This window comes from Enterococcus raffinosus, assembly GCF_001886185.1.
Classification (GTDB): Bacteria; Bacillota; Bacilli; order Lactobacillales; family Enterococcaceae; genus Enterococcus_A; species Enterococcus_A raffinosus.
Genome location: NZ_JXLA01000004.1, coordinates 68,641 through 84,288, shown reverse-complemented (window position 1 = coordinate 84,288; position 15,648 = coordinate 68,641). Strand labels below are relative to the sequence as shown.

At 40.1% G+C, this 15,648-nt stretch carries 14 protein-coding genes; 13 read left to right on the top strand and 1 reads right to left on the bottom strand.

Going from position 1 to position 15,648, the window contains the following annotated elements:
- The first annotated feature begins 32 nt into the window (after window positions 1–32).
- The 5 genes from acpS to RV13_RS02945 all read left to right on the top strand — a co-directional run bounded on the left by acpS (window position 33) and on the right by RV13_RS02945 (window position 2,680).
- Window positions 33–383, top strand: coding sequence for a holo-ACP synthase (gene acpS / locus RV13_RS02965; protein WP_010747169.1), 351 nt, complete (start codon window positions 33–35; stop codon window positions 381–383).
- A gap of 19 nt (window positions 384–402) precedes the next feature.
- Window positions 403–1,530 carry an alanine racemase gene (gene alr, locus RV13_RS02960; RefSeq protein WP_010747168.1) on the top strand — a complete coding sequence of 376 codons (1,128 nt, stop codon included), beginning with the start codon at window positions 403–405 and terminating at the stop codon, window positions 1,528–1,530.
- Between the two features lie 66 nt (window positions 1,531–1,596).
- Window positions 1,597–1,968 (top strand): type II toxin-antitoxin system PemK/MazF family toxin, encoded by a 372-nt coding sequence (locus RV13_RS02955; protein ID WP_010747167.1) that lies wholly within the window; start codon window positions 1,597–1,599, stop codon window positions 1,966–1,968.
- A 216-nt stretch (window positions 1,969–2,184) separates the two neighbouring features.
- Window positions 2,185–2,487, top strand: a complete 303-nt coding sequence (locus RV13_RS02950; protein WP_010747166.1) for a helix-turn-helix domain-containing protein — start codon at window positions 2,185–2,187, stop codon at window positions 2,485–2,487.
- Window positions 2,465–2,680 carry a hypothetical protein gene (locus tag RV13_RS02945; RefSeq protein WP_010747165.1) on the top strand — a complete coding sequence of 72 codons (216 nt, stop codon included), beginning with the start codon at window positions 2,465–2,467 and terminating at the stop codon, window positions 2,678–2,680. Before RV13_RS02950 ends, RV13_RS02945 begins: the two co-directional genes overlap by 23 nt.
- 27 nt (window positions 2,681–2,707) lie before the next feature.
- Here the strand turns inward: RV13_RS02945 and RV13_RS02940 are convergent, their stop codons facing one another.
- Window positions 2,708–3,724 carry a class F sortase gene (locus RV13_RS02940; RefSeq protein ID WP_010747164.1) on the bottom strand — a complete coding sequence of 339 codons (1,017 nt, stop codon included), beginning with the start codon at window positions 3,722–3,724 and terminating at the stop codon, window positions 2,708–2,710.
- Window positions 3,725–3,967: 243 nt separating this feature from the next.
- Here RV13_RS02940 and RV13_RS02935 point away from each other — a divergent pair, with 243 nt between their 5' ends.
- From RV13_RS02935 to RV13_RS02900, 8 genes are all read left to right on the top strand, one after another.
- Window positions 3,968–5,422: an AcpB/EbpR/MafR family transcriptional regulator gene (locus tag RV13_RS02935; protein ID WP_010747163.1), complete on the top strand. Its 1,455-nt coding sequence runs from the start codon at window positions 3,968–3,970 to the stop codon at window positions 5,420–5,422.
- 84 nt (window positions 5,423–5,506) lie between these two features.
- On the top strand, window positions 5,507–7,159 hold the full coding sequence (locus RV13_RS02930) for a MutS-related protein (protein ID WP_010747162.1): 1,653 nt from the start codon (window positions 5,507–5,509) through the stop codon (window positions 7,157–7,159).
- A 147-nt stretch (window positions 7,160–7,306) separates the two neighbouring features.
- Window positions 7,307–9,046 (top strand): ABC transporter ATP-binding protein, encoded by a 1,740-nt coding sequence (locus RV13_RS02925; protein ID WP_010747160.1) that lies wholly within the window; start codon window positions 7,307–7,309, stop codon window positions 9,044–9,046.
- Window positions 9,036–10,916, top strand: a complete 1,881-nt coding sequence (locus RV13_RS02920) for an ABC transporter ATP-binding protein (protein ID WP_060789099.1) — start codon at window positions 9,036–9,038, stop codon at window positions 10,914–10,916. Before RV13_RS02925 ends, RV13_RS02920 begins: the two co-directional genes overlap by 11 nt.
- Before the next feature lie 110 nt (window positions 10,917–11,026).
- On the top strand, window positions 11,027–11,473 hold the full coding sequence (locus tag RV13_RS02915) for a GNAT family N-acetyltransferase (RefSeq protein WP_010747158.1): 447 nt from the start codon (window positions 11,027–11,029) through the stop codon (window positions 11,471–11,473).
- An 18-nt stretch (window positions 11,474–11,491) separates the two neighbouring features.
- Window positions 11,492–12,424, top strand: a complete 933-nt coding sequence (locus tag RV13_RS02910; RefSeq protein ID WP_010747157.1) for an NADP-dependent oxidoreductase — start codon at window positions 11,492–11,494, stop codon at window positions 12,422–12,424.
- A 1-nt stretch (window position 12,425) separates the two neighbouring features.
- Window positions 12,426–12,743 carry a hypothetical protein gene (locus RV13_RS02905; protein ID WP_010747156.1) on the top strand — a complete coding sequence of 106 codons (318 nt, stop codon included), beginning with the start codon at window positions 12,426–12,428 and terminating at the stop codon, window positions 12,741–12,743.
- Between the two features lie 154 nt (window positions 12,744–12,897).
- Window positions 12,898–15,633, top strand: coding sequence for a YhgE/Pip domain-containing protein (locus RV13_RS02900; protein WP_060789100.1), 2,736 nt, complete (start codon window positions 12,898–12,900; stop codon window positions 15,631–15,633).
- Window positions 15,634–15,648: the final 15 nt, after the last annotated feature.

The window sequence follows — 15,648 nt, the reverse complement described above, 5'->3', positions numbered from 1 at the left end:
AAATAAAGATGTTACTTGAAAGGGTTGAGAGTATGATCAAAGGAATCGGGGTTGATGCGACTGAACTTGAACGAGTCGCAAAAATCATTGAGCGCCGACCGCATTTTGTGGAACGAATATTAACTCCGGCGGAACAGACCCTTTTTGCTAGCCATTCGCCTCATCGTCAGGTAGAATTTCTAGCAGGACGGTATGCATGTAAAGAAGCTTTTTCAAAGGCGTGGGGGACCGGCATTGGAAAAGTCAGTTTTCAGGATTTAGAGATTTTACGAGATGATAACGGTGCACCCGCCTTTACAAAATCACCTCATCAGGGAAAAGTTTTTGTCAGCTTGACCCATACGGAGGACCTAGCGATCGCTCAAGTATTGCTAGAAGAATAGAAAGAAGGATACTTAGTTTATGGTTGTAACGTATCATCGACCTACAAGAGCTATCATACATAGGAAAGCATTGAGAGAGAACATCAAACATGAGATTGAGCGTTTGCCGGAAGGCGTGGAATTGTTTGCTGTAGTGAAAGCAGACGGCTATGGTCATGGAGCGGTTGCTACTGCTCAAACGGCTTTATCGGTTGGTGCTACAGGTTTTTGTGTGGCGACACTGGATGAAGCAATCGAGTTGCGAGAAGCGGGGATTACGGAGCCTATTTTAGTTTTGAGTGTGGTATTCCCAAGCTATCTATCATTGGTTATCGATTATGATTTGTCAATCACCGTGGCAACAAAGGAATGGCTGATCGAGGCTCAAGAAGTTTTAAAAGATTTAGAAGAGGCAACAAAACCAATAAAGATCCATATTAAAGCGGATTCTGGAATGGGGCGAATTGGTTTCTTAACACCAGAAGAAGTAAAGGAAGCTGCTGCAATCATTGATGATTCACCACATATGATTTGGGAAGGTCTATTTACTCATTTCGCTACCGCTGATGAGAAAGACGCTTCTTATTGGCATAAGCAAGCAGAGCGGTTTAACATGGTGATTGAGGCACTAGATCATTTGCCACGCTACGTTCACTCAAGCAACAGCGCGACGGCCTTATGGCATGACAAAGAAATGCCGGGAAACATGATTCGCTATGGCATTGGAATGTATGGATTGAATCCATCAGGTCATGAATTGCCAGAGACCTATCCATTAAAACCTGCAATGGAATTAGTTTCTGAGTTGATTCAAGTAAAAGAATTGGCTGCCGGTGAAGGTGTTGGTTACGGTAAAACCTATGACACACCTAAAAAAGAATGGATTGGGACTATTCCGATCGGCTATGCGGATGGTTGGCTGCGGAAGATGCAGGGATTTTCATTATTGGTAGAAGGCGAGTATTGTGAGATTGTTGGTCGTGTGTGTATGGATCAATTAATGGTTCGTCTGCCACGAGAGTTCAAGGTTGGTACAAAAGTCACATTGATCGGTCAAAACAATGGAAAAGAGATTACAATGCAAGAGGTTGCAGATCATTTAGGGACAATCCATTATGAGGTTTGCTGCATGCTTTCAGAACGTGTTCCTAGAATTTATCAAAACTAAAGGAAAGAACATCGGGGGCATTTTTTGGTAAAAAATGCCTACATTAAAAGGAGTAAGGAGATTATTATGGTTAAACGTGGTGATATCTATTTCGCGGATTTATCGCCAGTCATTGGTTCTGAACAAGGTGGCATTCGGCCGGTATTGGTCATCCAAAATAATTTAGGAAATCATTTTAGCCCGACAATCATCATCGCTGCGATCACAGCGAAAATGGCTAAGCCTAAATTACCAACACATATCGGAATCAAATCAAACGGTACCGGAATTGAACGAGATTCGGTTATCTTATTAGAGCAGATTCGCACGATTGACAAATCACGTTTGAAGGAAAAGGTTTGTCATTTAGATCGGTGCTTGATGGCAGAAGTGGATGCTGCCTTACGTATCAGCGTGGGTATCGAGACGATGTCTGCTGTGACATCGAATCTTACATAAAATCAGCTAGATTTACAAGGCTTGTTTCTCATCTTAGGAACCAGCGTTTAAGCTACAGGAAAATTTCTCAAAATATGCTAGCTAACAAGGACACAACGATTCGTTGTGTTCTTTTTTTCATGGTTCAACGAATCATCTATCAATGATTTATAGTAAACTTGGAGGTTAGCATTATATAATACAGGTATAGAAAAGCACTGGAAATGAGGGAGAGCAATGGTTGATATCGGAGAACAGCTTCGGTATTTTCGTCAAAGAAAAAAGATGAGCCAAAAACAGCTTGCTGAGCTTCTGCATGTTACACCGCAAACCATTTCTAAATGGGAATTGAATAAAAGTGCACCAGATTATGATCAGCTGATTGCCCTTAGTAAAATTTATCGAAAAAGTATCGATGAGCTTTTAGGCCAGGCCAAACCTAGCCTTTTGGATTATTTGGCGGATTCGCAGAATTTTAGAAACCAGTATGGGATGTCCAGTACGAACGGAGGAGAGGATGATGGAAGAAAGGATTCGTAAAATCAATAAGCTACTTTTAATTACCTATAATTTAGGCGGAGTGTGTTTAATTGCGATAGGCCATTTGAGAGGCATCGGTGCTTCACCAGGGTATATTCCAACAGGAATAAAGATAGTCACTGCGATTGTTTTTTCTACGATGCTGATAGCTCATCTTATTCGCTATATTATGGAGCGGACAATAAAAAAGTAGGCTGGCACACAAAGTGTCAGCCTCTTTTTATGCTTGCGCATAAACGATCAGATTGACGGTATCGCTGAGACACGTCTGTAAGGTAATACGTTCGCCTCCACCAGCAGAGGTAATCTGGTCCCAATTATCTATTCCAGAAGCGATGTCTCTGCCGCTATCATCGACTTGAATCAATCCATTTACTATATAAGTGGTTGCATTGCCTGCGTTATCAGTAACAGTAATGGCATCTCCTCCACCAAGGGCTAATAATGGCGAGAAGATTCCAGGATTGTGCCCAATAAAATGAGTGTTTTGATTATCCATACCAGATTGTGTAGGGTTTCCACCCCAAGTTGCAGCAACCGCACTACCATTGATAACCCCCTGGCCGCTGCCTTGCCCAGCATTTACATAAGGAAGAAACTGACCGTGAAAAGAAATTTGATTTGGCTGTAAAGAAGGTGTTTGTGGAGCAGTAACTTCTGTTTGAGTTTCCTCTGGAACTACAGGCTGTATTTCTTGTTCATTGTTGAGCTGTTCTTGTTGTACTGGAGGTTCGACAGGTGTTTGTTCTGTTTTTGAAGAAGAAGTAGTAGGTTCTGCTACTTCTGGCGGATCGGGAGTTTCAACAGGGGCTATGGTTGCCTCTTTTTGCGAAGCAGCAGCGGTATGAGTTTTATCTTCTTTTTTTTCAGAAGGAGCAACTTTTTCTTCCTCAACAATAATAAGGACTTTCCGCTTATCGTAATCCTGTTTGTTTTTTGCCGATAAGGTTAGTGAGTGGCGTCCAGGTTTGCTTGTATTAATTTTAGAATAGTTGAGTTTGATAAGTTGATAGTTATCATCAACGGCTTTGTAATACTGTTTTGGGTGAAAGGAATGGTTCGCAGTGATCGTGATCGTGTCTTCACCATAAATCTTTACTTGATTTTCATAGCTATCTTCCTTTTTATTATTGGATCGAGCATCTGAAATGGAAGAAAAAATAAGTGGGACAAATAATAAGAGGAGACATACAATAACAGCTGAAAAAATAGTTTTTTTCCTTCGTGCTGATTTCATAAAAAACACTCCTTTTTCTTATTTGCCTAGATGATAAAGCATAAATGATTAACAAAAAATAAAAATAACGTAATTGTTAAAAGGAGTTGTTATATGTGGATTTTAGTTAAATAAATATCAATATTTTTCCGCTTTTATGGAGTTATTTTATGATATAATGACCAAAGAATGTTATAATCCAAAAAAATAAAAAAGATTATTGAATTTGAAGAATAGTGACAATTGGCTTAAGGGGGGACTTTTGTGCGAAGATTACTAAAAAATACAACACAACGGCGGCTAGCCATTATTGGTGTTTTAAGGGATTTGATTGGATGGCAGAATCCAGAAATGATTGCTGATCTGTTAGATTGCTCAATGAAAACGGTTATCTCTGATGTTGAAGCAATCAATGATCATTGGGGAGAACATGTTGGGGTAGAATATTCTCGTACAAACGGCTTTCGTTTGAATGATGCACTTCATAATAAGACACGACAGCTAGCGCGAAATTTGATGGAAGAGTCTGAGGCCTTTACTTTTTTGGAACGAATCTTCTTCCAACCAAATGAGGATATGGATTATTGGATTAAGGAGCTGTACATTAGTGAAGCGACCTTTTATCGCATGATCAAGCAAATTGATAAGGTTTTAAAAGAAAAAGGGCTCGTTTTGGAACGAAGGCCCTTTCGAGTAAATGCGAAAAACGAACGGTGGGTCCGTGTTTTTTATGTTCAATTATTTTTAGAGAAATATGGATTAAACGAATGGCCCTTTGTATTAGAACGCCAACGAATGATTGAGTTTATCAAATGTGCGAATCGTTCTTTTGATATTGTTTATAATGATCGTGAAGTTTTAGAGAGCAGTTACTTATTGGCAATCATTATCGAGCGTACGTCACAGGGTTTTGAATTATCAGAGCGAGAGAAAATGAGCTTGAATCAAGCGTTGGTTGATAAAATTTTAACCTTAAGACCAGCAGCTGATCGAATAGTCCAAAACTCGGAATATTTAGTGACAGATGAGTGGTATTATGAGGTGGCGAATAGTTTGTTTTGTTCGTGTTTCATTACGCGTTTTGATCCAACTTGTCAACATACATTAGGGTATTTAGAAAGTTTTCTTGGAGAGCTGGAACATGTCTATGAAGTCCCTCTGTCTGATGAAAGACGCAAAGTTATCCTGCAAAAACTTTTGCAAATACAAGCAGCGTATCAAGTTTGTCCTTATCCACGGTCAATTTTATTTGACTCAGCGGCCTATTTTTCACGAAATGCGAAACAGCAATACCCGCATTTCACAAAATACGTCCATCAATTATTATTGCGGATGGAACGCACACTCGGTGATCCTTGGTTTAGTCAATTTTATTTTTCAGTTCTGACGGTTTTATTTAAAGAATGGGAGGGATTGGCTCATTCTTTAGATACCCATTCGACAAAGGTTAAGATTTTGGTGATGAGTGATTCTGGTAAAAGTCATGCAGAATTGCTTGCAGAACTCATTAGGAGTCGCTACTATTCGCGTGTTTGGATCGAAGCCCATCAAGGATCGGCGTTGGATTATCGGCAGGATGTGAACTTCAAAGATTACGATCTAGTAGTTGCTAACTACCCAATCAAAAATTATTCCTATGGTAATTTGAAAATCGTTGATGATTTTTTGACAGAGAGTGATTTGTCATCAATTGGTACTGTGATAAAAGAGATTCGTTAGACTCGCTTTGAGTCTCTTTTTTTGTTTCCATTACTCAGAACTTTCGCTACAATGAGATTAACTGTTTTAAGTAAGGAGAAAATGATGAATCCCATACTATTAGCTGTAGGTATTGTTTTGATTGTTGCGATATTTTTTGTCGTGTTAGATATTTCTTCCCAACTCAAGATTCGACATTTGGTTAGAACCCAGTGGGGAAAATTGCCACGTCAGACTCGTTTTGATAAAGAAGAAAGCTTGAAGTCTGTCTGGCAGATTGAAAAGCAATTTCACGAATGGGATAGTGAAATTGACGATTTAACTTGGTACGATTTGGATATGCGTGAAATTTTTGAACTGCTCAATGGGACTTATTCTAGTATTGGATCAGAGGCGTTGTATCAACGCTTGAGAAACTATAATTTTCATCAAGCCGATGATTTAGAAGAGTTGATCCAGTTTTATCAAGCGAACCCTGAAATCAGAGAGAAGGTTCAGTATTATTTTGCTGGATTGGGAAAGCGGGACAATAATTTTACTAAGCAATATATTGCGAATGGTCAAAAAGAAAAGTTAGGGAATTTATGGTTATTTGTTTTACTTGGAGCTTTGCCGTTTGTGGGACTTCTTTCGCTTTTATTCATTGGACCAATAGGTATATTTTTCCTGCTGGGGTCTATTTTATTCAATATTATTTTTTATATGACAAAGAAAGCCAACTTGGAAACAGAATTAGAAAGTATGCGCTATTTGGTTCAGTCGATTTCTTTGGCTAATAGATTAAGTAAGTTAGCAACTCCACGTCAGACAGAAATCATGAAAAATGTAAAACCCTTAAAATCCATTGCTCGCTGGGGTTTTACCTTTCGAGTAAAGAGTACAAGTGAAGCGGATATTTTATTTGAATATTTGAATTTGGCTTTTATGATTCCTTTTATTGCCTACAATTTCGTGATTACTCGCTTGAGTAAATATAGTCAAGAAGCAATTGCTTTGTGGACAGTGCTGGGAGAGATGGAGGTTGCCGCAGCGGTTCTGAATTTTCGGACGTATTTCCCAGAAAGCTGCCAGCCAGAATTTGCTGAAGGAGGAATTCAAGCGAAGGACGTTTATCATCCACTTGTTGATTATTCAGTGGTTAATCCTGTTGACTGGCATCGAAATACATTAGTTACCGGATCCAATGCCTCTGGAAAATCGACCTATGTCAAAAGTATTGCTATTAGTGCGATTCTTTCTCAGACGATCAATACAGCAATTGCTGAAGAATTTATCTTACAGGCGGGACACGTTCTAACTTCCATGGCTGTTGAAGATGACATTATCGCAGGTGACAGTTATTTTGTCGCTGAGATAAAATCAATCAAAAGGCTTCTGGATCAAGTGGAAAAAGGTGAACGATGCTATTGTTTTATTGATGAAATACTAAAAGGAACGAATACGATTGAACGAATCGCAGCTTCTTCTAGTGTTGTTACCTGGTTGGCAGATTACCCAAGCTTAAGCTTTGTAGCGACACATGATATTGAATTGACTGAAATCCTGAAAAATCAATGTGATAATGTGCATTTTGAGGAAACTGTGACAGAAGAACAAGGCATCACGTTTGACTACTTATTAAAGAAAGGACCGGCAATCACTCGTAACGCAATCGCCTTGTTGAAGGTGATGGATTATCCTGAAAAACTGGTCACTCAGGCTCAAAATGAGGCGCGTTATTTCGATCAGCAGCGAAAGTGGCCGATTCTAAAAAAATAGGCGGACAAGTATGTTTTGTTTCGAAATGAAAGAGCCTCTTAAAAACAAGAGGGCTCTTTTTTATGAAAAAGGGGTTAATTTATTAGAACTTTTGTATAAAAATCTCTATACTATAGTAAGCAATTAGTTAGGAAAGGACGTGAATACATGCTGAAAAAATTACTGGCAAATGTCGGTGAATATAAGAAGCAGAGCTTACAGACCCCTCTATTTACAATGGGGGAGGTTTTGATGGATGTGATCATGCCCTTGATCATGGCAGGGTTGATCGATCATGGCATCGAAAAAAGTGATACGAATACGATTTTACGTTATGGTGGTTTATTATTTTTGTGTGCATTGTTTGCACTAGCTATGGGAACATTAGGCGGGCGAACCGCCGCTATCGCTTCAGCAGGATTTGCCAAAAATTTGCGTCATAACCTGTTTGAACGGATTCAAAGTTTCTCCTTCTCGAATATTGATCGTTTTTCAAGTTCGAGTTTGATTACCCGTTTAACCACAGATGTTACCAATGTTCAAAATGCTTATCAAATGGTGATACGGATTTTGGTACGCTCACCGCTAATCTTGATTTTCTCATTAGTGATGACCTTTCATATTAATCGAGAGCTATCCATGATTTATTTAGTGATTGTTCCGATTATGATTGTGGGGCTAGGTCTGATTATTCGCTTTGCCCATCCTTTGTTTGAAAAGGTATTCCGAACCTATGACCGATTGAACAACGTGGTCCATGAAAATCTGCAAGGAATACGAGTGGTGAAGTCTTATGTCCGTGAAGGCCATGAAGAAGAAAAATTCAGTCGTGTATCAAAAATGGTTTTTGATAATTTTACGAAGGCACAACGAATCGTTGCTTTCAATATGCCGCTCCTGCAGGTAGCCGTGTATACGTGTATGCTGCTGCTTTCTTGGTTAGGTGCGGAATTAATCGTAGACAAAGGGAATCTGACCACCGGTGAGTTAGTCAGTATGTTCAATTATACAATGCAGATCTTGATGAGCTTGATGATGATGTCAATGACCTTTGTTCAGTTGATGATCGCCCGTACATCTGCGGAGCGAATCACAGAGGTGTTGACGGAAGAAAGTGATCTGAAAAATGGCGATAATCCTCTGACAGAAGTATCAGATGGTTCAGTAGAATTTAATGATGTCTGCTTTAGCTACAAAGATGATATGGATAAACTCGTATTGGAAAATATTGATTTGAAAATAGCTTCTGGTGAAGTCATCGGAATTGTGGGCGGTACTGGGAGTTCAAAATCAAGTTTGGTCCAGTTGATTCCACGACTTTACGATGTTACGCATGGTCAAATCAAAGTAGGCGGTCATGATGTTCGCAGCTACGATTTAGAAACATTACGTGACCAAGTGGGAATGGTTCTGCAGAATAATGTTTTATTCAGCGGAACGATCACGGAAAATCTGCGCTGGGGCGATGAAAATGCTACAGAGGAAGAAGTTATCCATGCAGCAACGATTGCGCAGGCAGATTCATTTATTCAAGAATTTCCTAATAAATATGACACAATGATCTCTGAAGGCGGGAACAATGTTTCCGGCGGTCAGAAGCAGCGCTTGACGATTGCCCGTGCTTTGTTGAAAAAGCCCAAAATTCTAATCTTAGACGATTCTACGAGTGCAGTAGATACGAAAACGGATCGGGCGATTCGCGAAGGTCTAGCTAAAGAGATTCCAGGGACGACGACCTTCATTATTTCTCAACGGATCAGTTCCATCCAAGATGCAGATCGGATCATCGTATTGGACGATGGAAAAATCAACGGTGTTGGAACGCATGATGAGCTGCTGGCAAATAATGTTATCTATCAAGAAGTCTTTGATTCTCAACAGAAAGGATTTGGTGACCATGATGAATAAAGCAACGATGCCCAAATCCAGCCCTATGAAAACAATCAAACGCCTTTTGAAAATTATGGCGAAGGAGCATAAAATGCAACTGATCATTGTCTTTTTCATGATCCTGATCAGTGCCTTTGCGAATGTGCGGGGCTCACTGTTTTTGCAGGTCGTGATCGATGATTACATCACTCCGCTGATTGGACAAAGCAATCCTGATTTTACAGGTCTGTTGAAGGCGATTATGACGATGGCTTTGATTTACGTTGTCGGGATTATTGGGACGCTTTCTTATAACCTGATCATGGTAAAAGTTTCTGAAGGAACGCAAAAGAAGATTCGCGATCAAATGTTTAATCATCTAGAAACGTTGCCCTTACGCTATTTTGATTCAAATGCTGATGGAGACATCATGAGTCATTTTACCAATGATACCGATACATTGCGTCAGATGATTTCGCAAAGTATTCCGAATCTAATGATGGCGCTAGTCACATTTGTTTCCGTGTTTATTGCGATGTTTTCATTGAGTATTCCTTTAACTTGTTTTGTTATCGTTTCGGTTTCATTGATGTTTGTCATGCTTCGTTTTATTACCAATCGCAGCGGAAGGTATTTTGGTGAACAGCAGCGCTCTCTTGGAAAAGTCAATGGATACATCGAAGAGATGATGCACGGACAAAAGGTAGTAAAGGTCTTCAATCATGAAGAAAGTGCAATGAAGGAATTCGACGTAATCAATGATCAGCTGCAAGAAAGTGCGACGAAAGCCAATGCTACTGCAAATACATTGATGCCCATTATGATGAATCTCTTGAATATTCAGTATGTTTTAGTGGCAATAATTGGCGGCCTCTTTGCAGTTTACGGTGTTTCTGCTCTGACTGTCGGAATGATTGCTTCGTTCTTACAATTGAGCCGTTCGTTGAATGGTCCTATTAGTCAAATTTCACAACAAATCAATTTCGTTATTATGGCTTTGGCAGGAGCGGATCGGATTTTTCAATTATTGGATGAAGAATCTGAAGTGGATGATGGCTATGTAACGTTAGTTAATGTCAAAGAAGTGAACGGCGAGCTAGTTGAGACCAATGAACGGACTGGTATATGGGCTTGGAAGCATCCTCATGAAGATGGCACGACTTCTTATGTCCGTCTGACCGGAGATGTTCGATTCGAGGATGTGAATTTCGGCTACAATGACGATCAGCTGGTACTGCATGATATTAATCTTTATGCCGAGCCTGGTCAAAAGGTGGCTTTTGTTGGGGCGACAGGTGCTGGTAAGACGACAATCACGAATCTGATTAATCGATTCTACGATATTCAAGAAGGTAAAATACGCTACGATGGTGTCAATGTCAAAAAAATCAAAAAAAGCTCTCTGCGTTCTTCTTTAGGGATCGTTTTGCAGGATACCCATCTATTCACAGGGACCGTTAAGGAAAATATTCGTTACGGAAATTTAAGTGCGACAGACGAAGAGGTTTATCAAGCAGCGAAGCTATCAAATGCGGATACCTTTATCCAGCATTTGCCAGAAAAATACGATACGGTGATCACTGGCGATGGCGAAGGTCTATCACAGGGACAACGTCAATTATTGGCGATTGCCCGTGCCGCGATCGCAGATCCCCCAGTTATGATCATGGACGAAGCAACCTCCAGTATTGATACTCGAACGGAAAGCATTGTTCGATCTGGAATGGATCGTTTAATGGAAGGGCGCACGGTATTTGTTATTGCCCATCGATTATCAACGATTCAAAACTCGGATGTGATTATGGTAATGGATCATGGTCGAATCATTGAACGTGGAGATCATGAAAGTCTGTTAGCCGAAGGCGGAATGTATTATCAATTGTATACTGGAAAAGTTGAATTAGATTAGTTGCTAAAGAAAAGGTGTGTCTTGCATAGGTGAGACACACCTTTTTGTTGGAACAACTGTAAAAGAATCGCTACAATAAAAATAAAGGTTTCCGGAAAGGAAGCGGTGGGATGAATGTTGAGATTTCAAGGTTGGAACTATCGGAATTATCTGAGGCGAAAAAATTAGTCAAAAAAGTATTTATGACATTTGAAGCACCAGATTATTCAAAGGAGGGCGTGGCTCATTTTTTGACATATTTGGATGAAGAGCTAGAAATGGAGTTGTCGGTGAATCAAGTACAGGTTTGGTGTGGGAAAGATGCCCGGCAAATCGTAGGATTACTAGCGGTCCGTTTACCTGCCCATGTAGCACTTTTGTTTGTTGACGAAGCCTATCATCGTCAAGGAATCGCGAAGCAATTATTTCAAGAGATGCTTTCAGAACTAATGCCGGAACAAGTAACAGTCAATTCTTCTCCCTATGCTGTTCCGATATATGAACGGTTAGGGTTTCAAATTGAAGGAAACGAAAAAACTGTTTCAGGGATAAGGTTTCAGTCAATGGTTTATAAATAATAGAAAGGACAGATGAAGATGAAACGTTTTGCAATAAAAGATTACGGTACGGCCAAAGATGTATTGATAGAAATCGAGGCAGAACCTCGAGCGGTGGATGCGAGCCATGTTCGGGTAAAGCTATTGTCTTTCGCGATTAATCCTTATGATATTGCTTTGCGGCAAGGAGCGATGCGTGATTTTCGAACACTTAAATTTCCTTACGTATTAGGCAATGATGGTGCGGGAATCGTGACAGAAGTTGGCAGCGAGATTGCCCATGTAAAGATTGGCGATGAAGTGATTGTTCATGCGGTTGGAGGGACTTATGGCGAAGAAGTAGTTGTTCCAGGTAAAAAAATAGTGAAGAAACCAGCTTCAATGTCGTGGGAAGCGGCAGCAGGTGCTGTAACTCCGTGGTTAACAACGTACAATTTAGTCACGCACGTATTAGGTGATGGCATTGGGGAGACAGTGATGGTACAAGGAGCATCTGGAGCAGTCGGTTCACTCCTAGTCCAGTTTTTAAAGAAACAAGAAAAGACTGTTTTGGCTTCGGCTTCTAAACGGAATGAGTCCTTAGTGCGCCAACTAGGAGCGGACCAATTTGTTGCTTATGATGAAGAGGATGCTGGAGTGATTTTTGAAAATCAGGCGGATACAGTAATTGACGCAACTAAAGGCGGGCGTGCTGGTGAATCAGGGATGCAAATTATGAAAGAAGGCGGGAATTTTGTCGCCTTAAACGTCCTGCCAGAGGAACAAAAAAAATCTGGGCATTATCTCTCTTACAGTCCTTCAAAGGATTATTCAGATTTTGAAGCGTTGACGGCATTAACAGAACTAGCGGACAATCTTCAGTTAACGATTGCAGAAGTATTGCCCTTCACTTTATCGAGTGTGATTCAAGGACATGAAGCATTAGAGGGGCACCCATCAGCAGGAAAAATCATTATTAAAAGAGAGGAATAAAATGGATCAACGAAAATGGTTATTAATAAAAGCGAATTTTGATGGAACAGAAGATTTGGCAGATGGCTATTATCGCTTGCGTGAAATTGATGGAGGCTATCAGCTTGCGTTTTTAGTCGCGGGGCCTTGCGGAGACAAGATTCCACATCCAGAAGTGACGCTGCGTTTAGAAGGGAATCAGATGCAGCCGATTCGTTTACGGGATTTGGAAGCGACACCGATTTTGAACCTATCAAAGGAAAATGATTTAGAAAGAATCGAAGCCTTGACAGATCAACTTCTAAATCGCTTTATCAAGGCCAAGAAACTCAGTCTTTAAGCATTTCTTTAGCTTTTCATAGGTGAAAAGGGATACAATTATGACAAATCGTTAGGAATGTCAAAAAAGGTCATTTCAGCCCCACACTAGAATTGAAATTAGCCGAAATTCCGTGCTAAAGTGGTTCAGCGAGAAAAAATAGTAGGTGAAATCAATGAAAGTTTTACAATCTCTCAAACATACATGGAGTCTTTTTAAATTAGATTGGCGACGAATTTTCAAAAATCCGATCGCCATTTTTCTGATGGCTGCGTTAGTCATCATTCCATCCCTTTACGCCTGGTTCAATATAAAAGCCTTATGGGATCCATATTCCAATACCGGTGAATTACCAATCGCTGTGTACAGCGCCGATACAGGGGCGAAATTCCAAGACAAGGATGTCGAGATCGGAAATGAAGTCGTCAAAAATCTTCACAAAAATAAGCAATTAGGCTGGCGCTTCGTTGACTCCAAAGAACAAGTTGTCGAAGGCGTAAAGTCTGGTAAATACTATGCGGGTATTTATCTGCCAAAAGAATTTTCGAAAGATTTATTGAGCTTCACCTCCGGAGATATAAAAAAACCAAAGATCGAATATTATCTGAATCAAAAAATCAATGCGATCGCACCGAAAATTACGGATAAGGGTGCCGGATCAATCCAACAAGAAATCAGTCAAGAGTTTATTAAAACAGCTAGTTCAACACTATTGAAGGTTTTTAATGAGATCGGCTATAACATTGATGAGAACTTAGTAAGTATCAATAAGGTAAAGAATTTGATTCTTACTACAAATGATAATTTAGGTGAAATCGATAAATACACGCAGGAAGTTGTAGAGGTGCAGGGCAAATTACCTGAGTTGAAGGAAAAATTGGCAAAAGCCAATGAATTGCAGGCTTATTTACCGCAAGTCGATGAAATGGGCCAAAAATTGATCACGTTAAATCAAAAGATGCCAGAGATCAAACAGCAAGCTAGTGTTATCTTGACTCTGCAGCAGAAGATTCCAGAAATTCAACAAGCCGGCAATCAGTTGGCACAAGTGGATGGTGACTTTGCTGAGATTCAAAAGACGATGAATGACGGCATTAACGAGGCCAAACAAGGATTGAACATCATTCATCAAGTTCAAACGATCCTGCCGGACATTCAAAAGCTTGGGAACCAAGCGGACGATTTTGCTGCAACAACAAAAGATGGCGCAGAAAAACTGAAATCCGCGGTACCAAGTATTTCAAGCAGTGTTCAGGTGACGCTGCAGTCGATTGGGGAAGTAGCGAACACGACTAGTTCTTTGGCGGATTCAATCAAGACTGCAGTGGCAGATAATGATTTAACACCTGAAGAAAGAGCGACCTTAAGTAAAGTAATTAATAGCTTTATTCAAGGAAATAAAGACCAACAAGCCGCAATTGTTTCAGTATCCAATTTAATTCAAAATATGAAAAATCTAGCTGATAAAAATGGTGATGCAGACGCTAGTCAAAAATTAGCTAATATACTTCAAGCGTTGTCTAATACTAGTGGGGCGTTGGATATTCTAAATGATCGTTTAACAAAGTTAGACAATTCAGTAAGAAATGGTAGTGTTGAAGAGATAGAGAAATTACTGGAAGATGTTCAAGATGCTGCGGATAACGTTTCTTCTGTAATAAGTGGCATAAACGCTGAGCAAATCTCTCAAACGGTCAGCACGATTCTCGATAAATTAATCAATACAATTACTACTGCACAAGGGGTCTTGAATCAAGCACAACAAATTGATTTTGCTTCTTTATTAAATTCGACAGAAGGCACTGTCAGCAATGCGATCACCTTCCTAGAAAAATACCAAAAACAAATGCCAGCTATTGGTCAGGAAGTACATGATGCAAATGTGCTATTAAATGGACATATGAACGACATTGTTAATGGGATCAATACAGGTGCAGATCTTTACAATAATGAATTGCCAGTAGTAGAACAAAAGTTAGGCATGGCTGCGGACTTCATGCTAAATGATTGGCCAGGTGTGAAAAAGGATCTGACTGGCGGCTTAAAGGTCGCAAATGATAAAATGCCCGAGGTTGAACAGGCCTTAAATCTTGCGACGGATTTAATCCAAAATGATTGGCCGACTCTACGCAGCGGTATCCAAAAAGCGGCGAATGCGATCCAACAAGGGGATAAGACGATTGACTTCGGTCAAGTATTGAAATTATTGAAGCTGGATGCACAAAAGGAAAGTGACTTCTTCACGACTCCTGTAGATTTACAAACCAATACGATGTATCCAATTGCGAATAACGGGTCGGCAAGCACCCCTTTCTATACAGCATTATGTCTGTGGGTCGGAGCGGTATTGTTCTCAAGTGTTACCACAACAGAGTTCTTCTTGGATAAAAAAGATCGCGGCAAATACACGAAACGTGAACAATTTGGCGCACGGATGTTAACCTATTTAGTCGTAAGTGTTGGACAAGCGTTGATTGTAACGCTAGGAAATATGTTCTTACTAGGCGTTTATGTGAAAAATCCAGTCTATAGCGTACTGTTTGCTGTATTGGTCGCTCTGGCCTTCATGATGATTGTTTACACACTTGTGGCGCTCTTTGGGACAGTCGGAAAAGGGATCGCGATTATTGTTCTCGTGCTATCCATCTCTGGAGGCGGGGGAAACTACCCGATCCAGGTATCTGGGAAGTTCTTCCAAGCAGTCAATCCTTGGTTGCCATTTACCCATGCGGTTAACTTGCTACGTGAAAGTGCTGGTGGAATCTATTGGCCAAATGCGACAGGAGATATCATTATTATGATCGTTCTTTTCATTGTGTTTGGTATCCTAGGAACTTGGGCGTATCCAGTATTACAACCTCGTTTAACCAAACTTACAAAAGTTGCCCATGAAAGCAAAATTTTCCATTAAAAAAGTACAGGCAAG

What these genes read in the sequence shown, in the direction of transcription:
- acpS (WP_010747169.1), top strand. Translation starts at nt 33, where the DNA reads ATGATCAAAGGAATCGGGGTTGATGCGACTGAACTTGAACGAGTCGCA.
- alr (WP_010747168.1), top strand. Translation starts at nt 403, where the DNA reads ATGGTTGTAACGTATCATCGACCTACAAGAGCTATCATACATAGGAAA.
- RV13_RS02955 (WP_010747167.1), top strand. Translation starts at nt 1,597, where the DNA reads ATGGTTAAACGTGGTGATATCTATTTCGCGGATTTATCGCCAGTCATT.
- RV13_RS02950 (WP_010747166.1), top strand. Translation starts at nt 2,185, where the DNA reads ATGGTTGATATCGGAGAACAGCTTCGGTATTTTCGTCAAAGAAAAAAG.
- RV13_RS02945 (WP_010747165.1), top strand. Translation starts at nt 2,465, where the DNA reads ATGATGGAAGAAAGGATTCGTAAAATCAATAAGCTACTTTTAATTACC.
- RV13_RS02940 (WP_010747164.1), bottom strand. Translation starts at nt 3,724, where the DNA reads ATGAAATCAGCACGAAGGAAAAAAACTATTTTTTCAGCTGTTATTGTA.
- RV13_RS02930 (WP_010747162.1), top strand. Translation starts at nt 5,507, where the DNA reads ATGAATCCCATACTATTAGCTGTAGGTATTGTTTTGATTGTTGCGATA.
- RV13_RS02925 (WP_010747160.1), top strand. Translation starts at nt 7,307, where the DNA reads ATGCTGAAAAAATTACTGGCAAATGTCGGTGAATATAAGAAGCAGAGC.
- RV13_RS02920 (WP_060789099.1), top strand. Translation starts at nt 9,036, where the DNA reads ATGATGAATAAAGCAACGATGCCCAAATCCAGCCCTATGAAAACAATC.
- RV13_RS02915 (WP_010747158.1), top strand. Translation starts at nt 11,027, where the DNA reads ATGAATGTTGAGATTTCAAGGTTGGAACTATCGGAATTATCTGAGGCG.
- RV13_RS02910 (WP_010747157.1), top strand. Translation starts at nt 11,492, where the DNA reads ATGAAACGTTTTGCAATAAAAGATTACGGTACGGCCAAAGATGTATTG.
- RV13_RS02905 (WP_010747156.1), top strand. Translation starts at nt 12,426, where the DNA reads ATGGATCAACGAAAATGGTTATTAATAAAAGCGAATTTTGATGGAACA.
- RV13_RS02900 (WP_060789100.1), top strand. Translation starts at nt 12,898, where the DNA reads ATGAAAGTTTTACAATCTCTCAAACATACATGGAGTCTTTTTAAATTA.